We start from the raw sequence: 13162 nt of genomic DNA, 5'->3' as shown, positions 1-13162 counted from the left end.
GGCTTGAATGCCGACCGCGTTTACGGGATGGGAGTGGCAAAGGAATTGCCATGACGGACGAGGGTCTTCGCCAGGAAACGCACCAGCCGCAGGGCGGGGACGGCGTCGTTGCGGAAGGGCCGCCGGCCGAGAGTGCGTTCGGGTTGCCGATAGCGGTCGGGGTCGAAGATGCGATGCGGATCGCGCAGCGGCGCGATCGGTTGCTCGCGGCGCTGACACTGACCGCTGGCGTCGGGCTGATCCTCGCTACGCCGTTCGCGCTGAAATCGGGGGCGGAGTTTTTCCTACCGTTGACCATCGCGCTCGTGATTTCGGTCGCGCTGGTGCCGGTGCTGGAATGGCTTGAGCGGCGTCACGTACCGTCGCCGCTGGCCGCGATATTGTGTCTACTCGTGTTCCTGATTGCGGCGAACATCGCGATCGCCGCGATCCTTGTGCCTGCGACCGACTTCTTCCGTCTGCTGCCGACGCGGTTGGACCGGATTCAGAGCAACCTCGCGCCGTTGCTCGACCTGTATTCGAGCCTCGAGAAATACGTGAACAAGACGCTGCGGCAGGTCGCGTCGACGCCGATCAAGCAGCCGGCGACCGCAGGCGTAGCCGCGCCAGGCTCGATCCTCGAACTCGCGGCGACGTCGGCCCCGGCAGTTATCGTGCAGTTCCTGTTCGGTGTTCTGATCGTGTTCTTCTTCCTGTCGGGCTGGACGCGGATGCGGCGGCAGACGATCACCGGGCGGACCAGCTTCGACGGGGCCATGGCGACCGCGCGCGTTATCCAGGACATCGTCGACGACGTGTCGGCGTATCTCGGGACCATCACGCTGATCAACATCGTGCTCGGGATCGTCACCGGGACCGCGTTGTGGTTCATCGGCATGCCGTATCCGGCGATGTGGGGCGGGATCGTCGCGCTGCTCAATTACATCCCGTATTTCGGGCCGGTGATCGGTGCGTTCCTGCTCGCGCTGGGGGGGCTGATGACGTTCTCCGACATCTGGATGGCGATGCTGCCGCCGGCGCTGATGTATGGGCTGCACCTGGTCGAGGCGAACGCGATCACGCCGTTCGTCGTTGGGCACCGGCTGACGATCAGCCCGCTGCTGATCCTGATCTCGCTGAGCTTCTGGGGATGGGTGTGGGGTACGTCGGGCGCGCTGCTCGCAGTTCCGCTGCTGATCATCATCCAGACGATCGTCAAGGCCGCTGGCAAGCCCGATATTGCCGGGTTCCTGTTCGAGCACGGGACGCTGGTGCAGCCCAAGACCGGGAGAAACCGTCGTCGTGGCGACCCGCCCGAGGCACAACGTGAAACTGGCGGATAATTTGGGTTGACGGTATCCGAACCCTCGCCTAGTTGCCGCCTCCACGCTGTTTCAGCGGGTGTAGCTCAGTTGGTTAGAGCGCCGGCCTGTCACGCCGGAGGTCGCGGGTTCGAGTCCCGTCACTCGCGCCATCGTTTGCCCTGACCGGGTAGATGGTTCGAGATAGTGTTGAGGTTTTGACGAGCCTTCCCGCGTGTCCCTCGGGGCGCTAGGGTTCGTCATTGGGAATGCGGGTGTAGCTCAGTTGGTTAGAGCGCCGGCCTGTCACGCCGGAGGTCGCGGGTTCGAGTCCCGTCACTCGCGCCACCCTTATGGGGTGGGCGAGACCCTTTTTAGATTTTGGATGCCGAGAGCAGTGCATCCTGGCTCCGAGGTCAGGATCGCCCCCCTTTCCGTTCGTGCTGAGTAGAGACCGAGTAGCTTCGTCAGAAGCGTATCGAGGGCTCGTATCGAAGCATGGGTTCCGTGCGCCAACCTGTTCTTCGATACGCCCTCTCGATACGCCGCTACGCGGCTACTCAATGGCTACTCAGGACGAACGGGGGAGGGGGCAGGGGAGCGCATCGGCGCAGGGATCCGACAGGCCGGGTGCGTTACCGCCCTAGCTCCATCCAGCGCAGGACTGGCTTCAACGGCGCGATCCAGATCAGGCCGGTGAAAAGGTAGAACACCAGTTGCCCCAGCCAGTGCCAGCTGCCGACGATGGTCGACAAGCTCACTATGGCCACGCACCACACCAGGATCAGTAGCAAAATGCCGAGCATGCCGACGGGTTTGCGCCAGGTTGGCGTCATGGCGTGATCCAGTCTGATTCGGTGGCGATGGCGTGGAGCGGGACGTCCCAGGGGTCTGGGGTCAGGCTATCGACGTGCTGCACCGATAGCGCAATGCCGACACGCCAGGCGTTCGGGTGGGCGAGGAAGGCGCGGTCGTAATAGCCGGCGCCCTGGCCGATCCGGTTGCCGCTGCGGTCGAAGCCGACGAGCGGCGTCAGGATGATGTCAGGTTCGAGTTCGGCGGCGTCTTCGGCGGGCTGGTGCAACCCGAACGGTCCGGCGATCAGCGCCGCCTCGGTCGCCCAGGACAGGAAGCGCATCGGCAGCGAGCGGCGGACGACATGGGGTAGAGCGATGACGCATCCGGCATCGACCGCGGCACGCGCGAAGGGCGAAGGGTCCGCTTCGCCGCCGAACGGGACATAGGAGGCGACCGTCAGTCCGGGTTTCAGCCGGTCAAGGAACGCCGACGGCACAGAAAGCTCGACCGGCGGGCGCGCTTCTCGCGCGGCGCGGAGCGAGGCTCTCAGCGCGCTCTTGTCGGTCATGCGCCTGCGACCCTGAGATAAAGGGAAGATGGTGGTGTGGCGGGCCCACCATGGCCGTGTGCCGGGTTATCCACTGACGCACGGTACGTCAGGTGGGGACCATGTGCTTCGGACCAGGATCCTAACAGGGACAGCCCCCTATGGATGATGAATAGCCTCAGGGATAATAAAGGCTCGTACCGGGCAGAACCCGCCACAGCCAATCTAGGCGTTGGGCGGGCTAAGCTCAAGGGCTTGTGCGAGGCCCTCGAGACGATCTGCGATCCGTGTGAGTGCGATCTCGCTGACCGCCGAACCTTCGGGTGGGCGATGCGCGGCTTCGTCGAGGTCGTCGGCGAGCATCAGCGCTACGAACAGCATCGCGCGCTCGGCGCTGAGACCGCCTGCTGCACGATCTGCGGTGGCCCAGCGTTCGGCGACCATCGCACCCAGCAGGCGGACTCGCGACTCTTCGCCGTCACGGCAGGCGACGGCGTGGGGACGGCCGCCGATATCGAGCATGACCTGGGCCATCAGTTGGGGCTCCCGCGCGTGATGACGTCGTCGAGCGCGGCGACGGCTTCGGCCATCCGCGCCTTGAGCGCGGCGTGGCGCTTGGCGAGCGCGTCGCCGGCTTCGGTGCGGGCTGCAATGGCGGATTCGATCCGTGCGATCGCGGCGTCGATCCGTTCGACGGCAGTTGGTCCGTCGGGAAGTGTTTCTGACATGCCATGCGAGATAGCATGGACGGGGGGTGCGACAAGTCGGTTTAGGCGAAACCCATCACCATCCACGGTGTTGACAGGGCGCCCCACCGCCCCGCAAAGGCTGCGCGCCCGGAACGGACTCGCGGGCGTAGCGGAGATACAGCAATGACGGTCAAGGTTGCGATCAACGGTTTCGGGCGCATCGGCCGTCTCGTCGCCCGTGCGGTACTCGAACAGTCGAACGGCGCACTCGAACTCGTCGCGATCAACGATCTCGGCGATGCCAAGTCGAACGCCTGGCTGTTCAAGCGCGACAGCGTCCACGGCAAGTATCCGGGTGAGGTTTCGGCCGAGGGCAACGAGCTGGTCGTCGACGGCAAGCGCATCCGCGTCACCGCCGAGCGTGACCCGGCAAACCTGCCGCACGCCGAGCTGGGCGTCGACATCGTCCTCGAATGCACCGGCTTCTTCACCGACAAAGCCAGCTGCCAGAAGCATCTCGATGCGGGTGCCAAGAAGGTGCTGATCTCGGCACCGGGCAAGAACGTCGACCTGACCGTCGTGTACGGCGTCAACCACGACAAGCTGACCGCCGAGCACACGATCGTCTCGAATGCGTCGTGCACCACCAACTGCCTCGCGCCCGTCGCCAAGGTCCTGAACGATGCGATCGGCATCGAGCGCGGGCTGATGACGACCGTGCATGCCTACACCAACGACCAGAAGATCCTCGACCAGATCCACCCGGATTTGCGTCGCGCGCGTGCTGCGGCGATGTCGATGATCCCGACGACGACGGGTGCCGCGCGTGCGGTTGCCGAAGTGCTGCCGGAGCTGAAGGGCAAGCTCGACGGCTCGGCGATCCGCGTGCCGGTGCCGGACGTTTCGCTGATCGACCTGACCTTCACGCCGTCGCGCGATACGACGCGTGAAGAGGTGAATGCGGTGCTGAAGGCGGCCTCCGAGAGCGGCCCGTTGGTCGGCGTGCTCGACTGGTCGGACGAGCCGCTCGTCTCGATCGATCTCCAGCATACCCCGGCGTCGTCGACGATCGACAGCCTGGAGACCGCGGTGATCGACGGCAAGCTGGTTCGCGTCGTAAGCTGGTACGACAACGAGTGGGGCTTCTCGAACCGGATGGTCGATACGGCCACCGCGATGGCGAAGTTCATCTAAGCTCGCGATGCGTCCCCTGTTCCGTTCGCTTCGAGTGCAATCAAGAAGTCGTCTCCCGTGACAGATGGTGTCTCGACTGCGCTCGACACGAACGGGGAGGGGGCGGTGGCTCAGGCTCCGGCCTCAACGGTGGCTGGCACAATCGCCGGCATCGCGCGCCACCTCCGCGCCAAAGCCCCGATGGAGGTCATCGACGATGTCGAGATCACCATCGAGGCTGGCCTGCACGGCGACTTCCGCGGTCGCGTGAAGCCCGGCGGCAAGGGGCGGCGGCAGGTCACGTTGCTCGAACTCGGCGACTGGGACGCCGCGATGGCCGAAGTCGGGCGCGATATTCCGTGGTACGAACGGCGTGCCAATCTGCTGGTCGACGGCTTCGATCTTCCCCAGATACCCGGCACGCGGCTGCGTATCGGCGCGGACGTCGTGCTGGAGGTGACGCGCCACACCGATCCGTGCGACCGCATGGATGCACTGGCGCCAGGATTGTTCGCTGCGCTGACGCCGGACTGGCGGGGCGGGGCGTGTGCCCGAGTTTTGATGGGCGGCAGAATCGCCGTCGGTGATGAGATCAGGATCGAAGAACCATGACCAAGCCATTCAAGACGCTCGATGATATGGGCGATGTCCAGGGCAAGCGCGTGCTCGTGCGCGAAGACCTCAACGTGCCGATGGCCGAGGGTCGCGTCACCGACGATACCCGGCTACGCGCCACCGTCGCAACCGTTGGCGAACTCGCCGACAAGGGCGCGATCGTCCTTGTCCTGGCGCATTTCGGCCGTCCCAAGGGCGTACCGAGCCCTGAATTCTCGCTGTCGCAGGTCGTGAAGCCGTACAGCGAAGTGCTCGGCCGCGAAGTCCGCTACATCGACTGGGAAGGGGCGGATGACGCCGTCGCTACGCTCGAACCCGGCGATATCGCAGTTCTGGAGAACACGCGCTTCTTCGGCGGCGAGGAAACCAACGACGCGGCTGTCGTCCAGCGGTTTGCAAGCCTTGGCGATCTCTACGTCAATGATGCCTTCTCGGCTGCACACCGCGCGCATGCCTCGACCGAGGGTCTCGCGCACGTCCTACCCGCCTTCGCCGGTCGCGCGATGGAAGCCGAACTCGACGCGCTCCAGAAGGCACTTGGCGAGCCCGAGCATCCGGTCGCGGCGGTCGTCGGTGGCGCGAAGGTGTCGTCGAAGCTCGACGTGCTGCGGCATCTCGTCACCAAGGTAGATCATTTGATCATCGGCGGCGGCATGGCGAACACCTTTCTCGCGGCGCGCGGCGTCGATGTCGGCAAAAGCCTTTGCGAGCATGAGCTTGCAAGCGTCTGCGAACAGATCATGGAAGCAGCGGACAAGGCGAACTGCACGGTCCACCTGCCGTATGACGTCGTGGTCGCCAAGGAGTTCAAGCCGAACCCCGCCACCCGCACCGTCAACGTCCACGAAGTCGCCGCCGACGAGATGATCCTCGACGTTGGCCCGGCGGCGGTCGAGTCGCTTGGCGACGTGCTGAAGAACTGCCGCACGTTGGTGTGGAACGGTCCGCTGGGCGCGTTCGAGACGCAGCCGTTCGACAAGGCAACCGTCGCACTCGCAAAGACCGCCGCGGCGCTTACCGAAGGCGGATCGCTCGTCTCGGTCGCCGGCGGCGGCGACACGGTTGCGGCGCTCAATCACGCTGGCGTCGCGGATGCGTTCACCTTCGTCTCGACGGCGGGCGGCGCGTTTCTCGAGTGGATGGAAGGCAAGGACCTTCCCGGCGTCGCGGCGCTGACGCGTTAAGGCGCTGGTTCCCGCAGCAACGGGACCAGCAAGGTATTGAGTTCATTCAGGTCGAACGCGCCGGCTTTCGCATAGCGAACCACGCCGGCGCGATCGATGATGTAGTTGGTGGGGAGGGCGCCCATCACCGCGAACGGCCCCTTGATTCGTCGCGCCGACGGGATCGTCATCGCGGCGAACAGGGGTTTCAGCTTGAACGCGGGCAGCGAATCCTCCGTCGCCACCGCGAACACGCGCAGGCCGTTGTCCTTGCGAATGCGGTAATAGCTGTCGAGCAGCGGAAGCTCTGCCTTGCACGGCCCGCACCATGTCGCCCAAAAGTTCAAGACGACGACCTGTCCGTGCAGATCGGCACTGCGCACCTTGGTCCCGTCGATCATAGTCAGTTCGAACGGCGGCGCTGGTTCGCCGATCTTGACTGCGGCCGTCGCTGCGGATGTGGTCATGATCATCGCGCATGCGACGATGCCTTGCATGATCTTCATTGGCCCGCCCCTGTGCCGCCCGCCCCGTATTTCGAGAGTGTCAGCGTCGAGAGATCCAACGTCAATCATCAGGTTTGCAGTCCAGCCGGGGTTGATCCTCAACACCCGCCCGCCTATGTTTAACATGTTAAACGGAGACTCGGATGCTCGGCGTCAGGCTCGATAGCGAACTCGAAGAGCGACTCGCGGCGGTTGCGCGCACCCAAGGGCGCAGCAAAAGCGATATCGCACGCGAAGCCGTACGACGCTATGTCGAACGCCACGACGAGGCTTTCCTTGCCGAGGCTAAGCGGCAGTCGCTCGCGGCGGCGGCACTTGGCTGGGCCGAAGAAGACGACGCATGGGAGCGGTTGGGTGTGGCTTGGGATGATCCGGAGCCTGCCAGCAGTCGCCGTGATGCCGCCGAATGAAACGCGGTGACATTGTTACTATTGCCGACGCCAACGCAGGGGACTTTGCCAGCAAGCCGCGCCCGGCGCTCGTCGTTCAGACCAACGCGTTTCTTCAAGATCACGACAGCGTGACGGTCTGTTTGATTACCAGCCAGCTTGCCGGCCTGGGCATGTTCCGCATACCGATTGCGGCAAATCCCGATACGGGACTCTTCAAGCCGAGCGAGATCAGTATCGACAAGGTTCAGTCGGTCTGGCGGCATCGCGTCGGCCGACGGATCGGTAATGCTTCCAACGAAACCATGTTTGCGGTCGATCAGGCACTGCGCCGATGGCTGGAACTTTAAAATATTGAGAAAGGACTTACCCATGACTTCCACGATCACTCCGCAAGTCAAGACTATTCTCGACAAGTACGAAGCCACCAGTTCGGCGGTAAAGGCGAACCTCGCGCGCATCCTGATGCAGGGCAAGCTCGGCGGCACCGGCAAGCTCGTGATCCTGCCGGTCGACCAGGGGTTCGAGCATGGCCCGGCGCGCAGCTTCTCGGTCAATCCGGCGGCGTACGACCCGCATTACCATTACCAGCTGGCGATAGATGCCGGGCTCAGCGCCTATGCCGCGCCGCTCGGGATGCTCGAAGCGGGGGCGGATACGTTTGCCGGGCAGATCCCGACGATCCTGAAGTGCAACAGCTCTAACAGCTGGGCGACGACGATCGACCAGGCGGTGACGGCGACGGTGTCGGACGCGGTGCGGCTCGGGTCGGCGGCGATCGGCTTCACGATCTATCCGGGCGCGGACCAGTTCTTCGACCTCGTCGAGGAAATCCGCGAGCTGAGCGAAGAGGCGAAGTCGGTCGGCATCGCGACCGTGATCTGGTCGTACCCGCGTGGCGGCGAGCTGACCAAGGACGGCGAGCTCGCTTTGGACGTCAGTGCCTATGCCGCGCATATCGCGGCGCTGCTCGGCGCGCACATCATCAAGACCAAGCTGCCGACCGCGCATATCGAGCAGAAGGAAGCCAAGCCGCTCTACGCGAACACCGACTGGTCGAAGCAGTCGGATCGCGTGAAGCACGTCGTCCAGTCGAGCTTCGCCGGGCGTCGCATCAACGTCTTCTCGGGCGGCGCGTCGAAGGGCGAGGATGCGATCTTCCAGGACGCGCGCGATATTCGCGACGGCGGCGGCAACGGCTCGATCATCGGCCGCAACACCTTCCAGCGTCCGCGCGACGAGGCGCTGGCGATGCTCGATCGGATCATCCGGATCTACAAGAACGAGGAATAAGCACCTGTGATCGGGGCGTTCTCCTATCACAAGGCGATCGCCCCGGTGATTTGGGTGTTGATTGGGCTGTCGAGCGTCGAACTCGTGGTCGTTCATTTGCTGCTGGCGCATTGGTGGCCACGGGTCGCGGCCGTCGTCGCAATAGCGACGATGATGGGGATCGGCTGGCTCGTGACGGTCGTGCGGTCGTTCCGCGGCATGCCGGTGCTGCTCGATGCAGAACGGCTGCTCATGCGTGTCGGGCGGCTGCGCTCGGTCAGTGTTCCGACCGATCACATCGGCGGGCTGCGATCGTCTTGCGACGGAGCAGCATTGAAGCAGCGCCATGTACTGAACCTGGCGTTGATCGCGTATCCCAACGTGGTGGTCGATCTGACTGCGCCGATCGAAGTCGGTCGGCGGCAGATTTCGACGATTGCGCACCGGCTCGATGATCCAGCCGGTTTCGCTGCGGCGCTGAACCGGCTAGGGCCGCGGACATGACCGAATTCGAAGATCCGCTGGGCCCGCTCGATCCCAATTTCGCCGAGAATTTTCGTCGCGACATGCGTCGGCCGGCTTGCCAGCTTTACTTGGTGTCGCCGCTGGATGTTGGCGGCGACTTTCCGGAGCGTCTTGCTCGATCGCTCGATGCCGGCCCCGTGGCGGCATTCCAGTTCCGTGTGAAGGACATCGATCAGCATGCGGCTGCCGCGCTGGGCGAGCCTTTGCGCGCGATCTGTGCCGAGCGCGATGTCGCGTTCATCGTCAACGACGATATCGGGCTGGCGAAGCGGCTCGATGCGGACGGCGTGCATCTCGGGCAGGACGATGGCGATCCGCGCGAGGCGCGGGCGCAGCTCGGCCCCAATGCGCAGATAGGCGTGAGCTGTCACGGCAGTCGTCATCTGGCGATGGAAGCGGGCGAGGCTGGGGCTGACTACGTGGCGTTCGGGGCGTTCTATCCGACGACGACGAAGACGGTCGAGCATATGGCCGAGCCGGTGATCCTGTCGTGGTGGTCGACGCTGTTCGAGATGCCATGCGTCGCGATCGGCGGGATTACGCCGGAGAATGCTGGTCCGCTCGTTGCTGCGGGTGCCGACTTCATTGCGGTGTCGAGCGCCGTTTGGGGTGGCGACGAGGTCGCTGCGATCAAGGCGTTCGGCGAGGTTCTCGGGAAGCGCTGAGCGGTTGGAAACAACCGTCGCCCTGACCGTTTGATGCATAAGCGTAACGGTTTGGGATGATGGCATGACGGCATTTGCGATGAAGGCTTCGGTTCTTGCGGCCTGCCTGCTGGGGGCCGCGTCGCCCGCGTTGGCGCAGACAGCGCCGGCCAAGCCCGTACCGATCGATCGCAACATCCTGCACGTACAGGTTATCCTCGACCATCTCGGCTTCGGGCCGGGCGTGCTTGACGGGCGGGGCGGGCAGTCGCTGGTGGCGGCGCTGAAGGGGTTCCAGGAGGCGAAGGGGCTGCCCATCACCGGCAAGTCTGACGCGCGGACGTTGCAGGCGCTGTATCCGTACCGCGCTGCTCGGCCGACCGTGACGGTCGCGCTGACGCCGGAGATGCTGGCCGGGCCGTTCGTCAATCCGTTCCCGAAGGATCCAGCTAAGCAGGCCGAACTGCCGTCGCTGGGCTACAAGACGGTGATGGAGAAGCTCGGCGAGATGTTCCATACGACGCCGGCGGTGATCGTGGCGCTGAACTCGCCGACGACGAAGCTGGCGCCGGGTACCAAGGTCGTGTTCCCGAACGCGTTGCCATCGTCGCGCGCTTATGATCCGAAGCTAAAGCCGGACTGGATCGCGACGCTCACCATGCTGAACGTCGATGCGAAGCAGCCACAGGCGGACCATGTCGTGGTCGACAAGTCGGACGGCGTGCTGCGCGTGCTCGATGCGAACGACAAGCTGATCGCGCAATTCTCCGCGACGATGGGGTCGAGCCATGATCCGCTGCCGCTTGGCACGTGGACGATCAAGGGCTCCGATTACAATCCGAAGTTCCACTTCAATCCGGCGTTGTTCTGGGATGCGAAGAAGGGGCAGCAGAAGGAGATGCTGCCGCCGGGGCCGAACGGACCGGTCGGCGTTGTCTGGATGGACCTGTCGAAGGAGCATTACGGCATTCACGGTACGCCGAACCCCGAGACGATCGGGCGTGCCGAGAGCCATGGTTGTATCCGCCTGACCAACTGGGACGCGGCGCGATTGTCTATGATGATCAAGCCGGGCACCAAGGCCGTGTTCCAGGCCTGAGCGATGACGCGGACGTTCTGGATCATTCTCGGGCTTATCGTGGTCGTGGTCGGCGGCTTTGCGTCGATGATATCGTTCGGGAGCAGCGGTAGCGGCATCGAGCGGCGGGTGCCTTGGCGTAAGTCGGCGCCTCCCGCAGAAGTCGCAGCTGTTACCGTGACACCGGCGGCGCTGGCTGTCCCGGTGGCGGGCATCCCACGCAAGGCGATTGCGAACAGTTGGAACGATGCGCGGGGCGGCGGGCTGCGCGGCCATCACGGGACCGACATCATGGCACCGGGTGGCACGCCCGTCGTCGCGGCTGCGCCGGGGCGGATCGAAAAGCTGTTTCAGAGCGGGCTTGGCGGGATCACGCTGTACGTGCGTTCGCCCGACCGCCGCTGGACCTATTATTACGCGCATCTTGCCGGGTACGCGGCCGGCATCCGCGAGGGGATGGCGGTCAAGGCGGGCGACACGCTAGGCTATGTCGGCGATACCGGCGACGCGGGGGTGGGCAATTACCACCTCCATTTCGGGCTGACCAGGATGCAGCCGGGTGAGCGCTGGTGGCAGGGCGAGAACGTGAACCCGTACCCGCTGCTTGCCGGAACGGGGTCGTCCCGCTAAAGCCCGCCGCTTCGGGTTTCCGCAGAGTCATGCTTCAGGGTCATGCTTCGCGGACGGCCCCTAGCTCTTTCCAGCAGGAATCGGTCATGAAGATCAACGCGGTCGAGATTCGTCCCGGCAACATTCTTGAATATGAGGGCGGCATCTGGCGCGCCGTCAAGATTCAGCACACCCAGCCCGGCAAGGGCGGTGCCTATATGCAGGTCGAGATGAAGAACCTCATCGACGGCCGCAAGAACAACATCCGCTTCCGTTCCGCCGAGAGCGTCGAGAAGGTGCGGCTCGAGACCGTCGACTTCCAGTTCCTGTTCCGCGAAGGCGACATGCTCACCTTCATGGACAAGATCAATTACGAGCAAATCTCGCTCGACGCCGACATCCTGGGCGACGCCGCGGCGTTCCTGCAGGACGGCATGGACGTGGTGATGGAGCTCTGGGAAGAGCGGCCGATCTCGGTCCAGCTGCCCGACACGATCGAGGCGCTGATCGTCGAGGCGGATGCTGTGGTTAAGGGGCAGACTGCCTCGTCTTCGTATAAGCCTGCCGTGCTCGAAAACGGTGTGCGCGTGATGGTGCCGCCGCATATTGGTGCGGGTACGCGGATCGTCGTCGATGTCTACGAGCAGACGTACGTGCGTCGCGCGGACTAAAATCTGCTCCCCCTCCCGCAAGCGGGAGGGGGCTGGGGGGGTGGGCACCCGCCCCCCCATTTTACGCGACGATACTGGCGCGAACTATTTCGATGCCGCGCGACGATGATAGCGCGAGCCCACCCCCGACCCCTCCCGCACGCGGGAGGGGGGAGATAGAATACAATGGCTTCCCATTCCGGCATCATGACCGTTATCGAGCGCGCCGCCCGCAAGGCCGCGCCGCGCCTGCGCCGCGACTTCAACGAGGTCCAGCAGCTCCAGGTAAGCCGCAAGGGCCCGGCCGACTTCGTCAGCCAAGCCGACCAGCGCGCCGAGCAGACGATCTTCGAAGAGCTCAGCCACGCTCGTCCCGACTGGGGCATGCTCATGGAGGAGCGCGGCGAGGTCGCGGGCGATCCGAACAAGCCACGCTTCATCGTCGATCCCTTGGATGGCACGTCGAACTTCCTCCACGGCATCCCGCATTTCTGCATCTCGATCGCGGTCGAGGAGCCGATGCCGAACGGCAAGCGCGAAGTCACCACCGCGCTGGTGTATCAGCCGCTGACCGACGAGAGCTTCTGGGCGGAGAAGGGTCGGGGTGCTTGGCTCACCGACCAGCGTCTGCGTGTGTCGTCGCGGCGTGATCTGTCCGAATCGCTGATCGCTACGGGGATTCCGTTCCTGGGGCATGGCGACTTCGCGCAGTGGAGCCGGATTTTCGGCGCGGTTGCGCCTGAGGTTGCTGGGATCCGTCGTTTGGGTGCTGCGGCGCTCGATCTGGCATGGCTTGCGGCGGGCCGGTTCGATGGGTTCTGGGAATCGAACCTGAAGCCTTGGGATGTTGCGGCTGGCATGCTGCTGGTCAAGGAAGCCGGCGGTTTCGTCACCGACTTCCGTGGCGGCGATCGCGCGATGGAGCGGAATGAGTTTCTGGCTGCAAACGATGCGCTGCATTCGCGACTGCATAAGCTGGTAGCCGGCGCACTGCGTTAAAGCGGATGACCAATCCTCCCCCGGAAGGGGGAGGTGGCAGGCGTTTGCCTGACGGAGGGGGAGGAACGAGCAACGGTTGTTCCGTGTCCTCCCCCTCCGTCACCTTCGGCGACACCTCCCCCTGGCGGGGGAGGATCGTGAGGTCGGACCTCGTCAGCGCGCAGTCCGTCATCCTGCGCTTTTTCCGGCATCCACTCGCGCACAATTTCGTCCCTCGTTTGTTTG

General features: G+C 64.4%; 18 protein-coding genes and 2 tRNA genes. 15 read left to right on the top strand and 5 right to left on the bottom strand.

The window, feature by feature from the left end; all coding sequences use genetic code 11:
- The first annotated feature begins 173 nt into the window (after positions 1-173).
- From IFT67_RS02515 to IFT67_RS02505, 3 genes are all read left to right on the top strand, one after another.
- Positions 174-1322 (top strand): AI-2E family transporter, encoded by a 1149-nt coding sequence (locus IFT67_RS02515; protein ID WP_107962265.1) that lies wholly within the window; start codon positions 174-176, stop codon positions 1320-1322.
- 54 nt (positions 1323-1376) lie between these two features.
- Positions 1377-1453: transfer RNA gene (locus IFT67_RS02510), tRNA-Asp, on the top strand.
- A 98-nt stretch (positions 1454-1551) separates the two neighbouring features.
- Positions 1552-1628, top strand: a tRNA-Asp gene (locus IFT67_RS02505).
- 287 nt (positions 1629-1915) lie between these two features.
- Here IFT67_RS02505 and IFT67_RS02500 read toward each other — a convergent pair.
- The 4 genes from IFT67_RS02500 to IFT67_RS02485 all read right to left on the bottom strand — a co-directional run bounded on the left by IFT67_RS02500 (position 1916) and on the right by IFT67_RS02485 (position 3353).
- On the bottom strand, positions 1916-2116 hold the full coding sequence (locus IFT67_RS02500; RefSeq protein WP_192144922.1) for a DUF2842 domain-containing protein: 201 nt from the start codon (positions 2114-2116) through the stop codon (positions 1916-1918).
- Entirely contained in the window at positions 2113-2646 is a 534-nt protein-coding gene (locus IFT67_RS02495) for a 5-formyltetrahydrofolate cyclo-ligase (protein ID WP_192144921.1), read from the bottom strand. Before IFT67_RS02495 ends, IFT67_RS02500 begins: the two co-directional genes overlap by 4 nt.
- 204 nt (positions 2647-2850) lie before the next feature.
- Positions 2851-3159 carry a cell division protein ZapA gene (locus IFT67_RS02490; protein ID WP_056048487.1) on the bottom strand — a complete coding sequence of 103 codons (309 nt, stop codon included), beginning with the start codon at positions 3157-3159 and terminating at the stop codon, positions 2851-2853.
- Complete coding sequence (locus IFT67_RS02485) at positions 3159-3353, bottom strand: hypothetical protein (RefSeq protein ID WP_181321090.1); 195 nt, start codon at positions 3351-3353, stop codon at positions 3159-3161. The genes IFT67_RS02490 and IFT67_RS02485 overlap by 1 nt, the downstream gene beginning before the upstream one ends.
- Positions 3354-3497: 144 nt before the next feature.
- On the opposite strand from IFT67_RS02485, the gene gap reads away from it, so the two are divergent.
- From gap to IFT67_RS02470, 3 genes are all read left to right on the top strand, one after another.
- Positions 3498-4508: a type I glyceraldehyde-3-phosphate dehydrogenase gene (gene gap / locus IFT67_RS02480; protein WP_056048489.1), complete on the top strand. Its 1011-nt coding sequence runs from the start codon at positions 3498-3500 to the stop codon at positions 4506-4508.
- Positions 4509-4688: 180 nt separating this feature from the next.
- The gene (locus IFT67_RS02475) at positions 4689-5099 is read left to right on the top strand and encodes an MOSC domain-containing protein (protein ID WP_192146384.1); all 411 of its coding nucleotides are present in this window, start codon (positions 4689-4691) and stop codon (positions 5097-5099) included.
- Entirely contained in the window at positions 5096-6286 is a 1191-nt protein-coding gene (locus tag IFT67_RS02470) for a phosphoglycerate kinase (protein WP_192144920.1), read from the top strand. The genes IFT67_RS02475 and IFT67_RS02470 overlap by 4 nt, the downstream gene beginning before the upstream one ends.
- Here IFT67_RS02470 and IFT67_RS02465 read toward each other — a convergent pair.
- Positions 6283-6762, bottom strand: coding sequence for a TlpA family protein disulfide reductase (locus tag IFT67_RS02465; protein ID WP_192146382.1), 480 nt, complete (start codon positions 6760-6762; stop codon positions 6283-6285). The genes IFT67_RS02470 and IFT67_RS02465 overlap by 4 nt on opposite strands.
- A 152-nt stretch (positions 6763-6914) precedes the next feature.
- Here IFT67_RS02465 and relB point away from each other — a divergent pair, with 152 nt between their 5' ends.
- From relB to IFT67_RS02420, 9 genes are all read left to right on the top strand, one after another.
- Complete coding sequence (gene relB, locus IFT67_RS02460) at positions 6915-7181, top strand: type II toxin-antitoxin system RelB family antitoxin (RefSeq protein ID WP_192144919.1); 267 nt, start codon at positions 6915-6917, stop codon at positions 7179-7181.
- Entirely contained in the window at positions 7178-7510 is a 333-nt protein-coding gene (locus IFT67_RS02455) for a type II toxin-antitoxin system PemK/MazF family toxin (protein ID WP_192144918.1), read from the top strand. Before relB ends, IFT67_RS02455 begins: the two co-directional genes overlap by 4 nt.
- Before the next feature lie 22 nt (positions 7511-7532).
- Positions 7533-8453, top strand: coding sequence for a class I fructose-bisphosphate aldolase (locus tag IFT67_RS02450; RefSeq protein WP_192144917.1), 921 nt, complete (start codon positions 7533-7535; stop codon positions 8451-8453).
- Positions 8454-8459: 6 nt separating this feature from the next.
- On the top strand, positions 8460-8936 hold the full coding sequence (locus IFT67_RS02445) for a hypothetical protein (RefSeq protein WP_192144916.1): 477 nt from the start codon (positions 8460-8462) through the stop codon (positions 8934-8936).
- Positions 8933-9622, top strand: coding sequence for a thiamine phosphate synthase (gene thiE, locus IFT67_RS02440; RefSeq protein ID WP_192144915.1), 690 nt, complete (start codon positions 8933-8935; stop codon positions 9620-9622). Before IFT67_RS02445 ends, thiE begins: the two co-directional genes overlap by 4 nt.
- A 64-nt stretch (positions 9623-9686) precedes the next feature.
- Positions 9687-10700 (top strand): L,D-transpeptidase family protein, encoded by a 1014-nt coding sequence (locus IFT67_RS02435; RefSeq protein WP_244647138.1) that lies wholly within the window; start codon positions 9687-9689, stop codon positions 10698-10700.
- 3 nt (positions 10701-10703) lie between these two features.
- Complete coding sequence (locus tag IFT67_RS02430; protein WP_192144914.1) at positions 10704-11309, top strand: M23 family metallopeptidase; 606 nt, start codon at positions 10704-10706, stop codon at positions 11307-11309.
- 86 nt (positions 11310-11395) lie between these two features.
- On the top strand, positions 11396-11959 hold the full coding sequence (efp, locus tag IFT67_RS02425; RefSeq protein WP_093397280.1) for an elongation factor P: 564 nt from the start codon (positions 11396-11398) through the stop codon (positions 11957-11959).
- 165 nt (positions 11960-12124) lie between these two features.
- The gene (locus tag IFT67_RS02420; protein ID WP_093397281.1) at positions 12125-12937 is read left to right on the top strand and encodes an inositol monophosphatase family protein; all 813 of its coding nucleotides are present in this window, start codon (positions 12125-12127) and stop codon (positions 12935-12937) included.
- The last annotated feature ends 225 nt before the right edge of the window (positions 12938-13162 follow it).

It is taken from the genome of Sphingomonas sp. CFBP 13728, assembly GCF_014841895.1.
In the GTDB taxonomy this organism is placed as follows: Bacteria; Pseudomonadota; Alphaproteobacteria; order Sphingomonadales; family Sphingomonadaceae; genus Sphingomonas.
The sequence above is the reverse complement of the archived record's forward strand: the minus strand, read 5'-3'. Positions and strand labels throughout refer to the sequence as shown.

Bases quoted from the DNA above. Each gene is read 5' to 3' on its own strand.
- efp (WP_093397280.1), top strand. From the start codon at position 11,396: ATGAAGATCAACGCGGTCGAGATTCGTCCCGGCAACATTCTTGAATAT.
- relB (WP_192144919.1), top strand. From the start codon at position 6,915: ATGCTCGGCGTCAGGCTCGATAGCGAACTCGAAGAGCGACTCGCGGCG.
- IFT67_RS02470 (WP_192144920.1), top strand. From the start codon at position 5,096: ATGACCAAGCCATTCAAGACGCTCGATGATATGGGCGATGTCCAGGGC.
- IFT67_RS02500 (WP_192144922.1), bottom strand. From the start codon at position 2,116: ATGACGCCAACCTGGCGCAAACCCGTCGGCATGCTCGGCATTTTGCTA.
- IFT67_RS02450 (WP_192144917.1), top strand. From the start codon at position 7,533: ATGACTTCCACGATCACTCCGCAAGTCAAGACTATTCTCGACAAGTAC.
- IFT67_RS02475 (WP_192146384.1), top strand. From the start codon at position 4,689: ATGGAGGTCATCGACGATGTCGAGATCACCATCGAGGCTGGCCTGCAC.
- IFT67_RS02490 (WP_056048487.1), bottom strand. From the start codon at position 3,159: ATGGCCCAGGTCATGCTCGATATCGGCGGCCGTCCCCACGCCGTCGCC.
- IFT67_RS02495 (WP_192144921.1), bottom strand. From the start codon at position 2,646: ATGACCGACAAGAGCGCGCTGAGAGCCTCGCTCCGCGCCGCGCGAGAA.
- gap (WP_056048489.1), top strand. From the start codon at position 3,498: ATGACGGTCAAGGTTGCGATCAACGGTTTCGGGCGCATCGGCCGTCTC.
- IFT67_RS02435 (WP_244647138.1), top strand. From the start codon at position 9,687: ATGACGGCATTTGCGATGAAGGCTTCGGTTCTTGCGGCCTGCCTGCTG.
- IFT67_RS02420 (WP_093397281.1), top strand. From the start codon at position 12,125: ATGGCTTCCCATTCCGGCATCATGACCGTTATCGAGCGCGCCGCCCGC.
- IFT67_RS02515 (WP_107962265.1), top strand. From the start codon at position 174: ATGCGGATCGCGCAGCGGCGCGATCGGTTGCTCGCGGCGCTGACACTG.
- IFT67_RS02465 (WP_192146382.1), bottom strand. From the start codon at position 6,762: ATGCAAGGCATCGTCGCATGCGCGATGATCATGACCACATCCGCAGCG.
- IFT67_RS02430 (WP_192144914.1), top strand. From the start codon at position 10,704: ATGACGCGGACGTTCTGGATCATTCTCGGGCTTATCGTGGTCGTGGTC.
- IFT67_RS02455 (WP_192144918.1), top strand. From the start codon at position 7,178: ATGAAACGCGGTGACATTGTTACTATTGCCGACGCCAACGCAGGGGAC.
- thiE (WP_192144915.1), top strand. From the start codon at position 8,933: ATGACCGAATTCGAAGATCCGCTGGGCCCGCTCGATCCCAATTTCGCC.
- IFT67_RS02485 (WP_181321090.1), bottom strand. From the start codon at position 3,353: ATGTCAGAAACACTTCCCGACGGACCAACTGCCGTCGAACGGATCGAC.